The 667-nt window shown below is 35.7% G+C and carries 1 pseudogene; it reads left to right on the plus strand.

Features of this window, described 5'->3' with window-relative positions:
• Window positions 1–517: 517 nt before the first annotated feature.
• Window positions 518–667: pseudogene (locus tag CIK04_RS24610) on the plus strand (RNA pyrophosphohydrolase); the annotation flags it as partial.

Below are 667 nucleotides of genomic sequence, written 5' to 3' on the forward strand. Positions count from 1 at the left end.
TAATAAGTTATCCACAGAATAAGAAGCGCTCTCTAAGGTAAAAGTAAATCATGGATCAATAACAGTATGTGGTAAGTGATATTTTGCTTGATTTTTGGTGATGTTAGTCAATTTAAAAACTTTGTGTGTGGATAAAATAAGCATTGTATGATCTTTGACCGATCTGTTTGTGGTCAAAAGATCATCAAGGTTTAATTTGCTGGTGGAACTGATTTGTGTTTTTAATTTATTGAATATTAAAGCTATTTTTATTTTGGAAAGGGGACGTGTTTGTCATGGATTGATGATGAATCTGTCATTGACGAAAATAAGTTATTCTTCACAAAGTTATTCACAGAAAAGGTGAATAAATGTGGGCTGTGTCTCAACTTGTGTTGATAACTGTTTTTGTGCTGAAAAGTTATTCAATTGGGTCTGAAACACGATAAATCTTAGCTATATCACATCAGTAAGTTTGCTACTGTTGGGGATATGTGGAAAATCACTGTAATAAAAAACTTATCTTAGAGGTTAGCCAGTGATAGATGGCGATGGTTACCGGCTAAATGTTGGTATAGTGATTTGTAATAACCATGGTCAGGTCTTCTGGGCTAAGCGATACGGGCAACACTCTTGGGCAATTTCCTCAAGGGGGGATGATGATGTGAGACTCCGGAAGCAAGCAATG

Source organism: Vibrio sp. 03_296 (assembly GCF_002265885.1).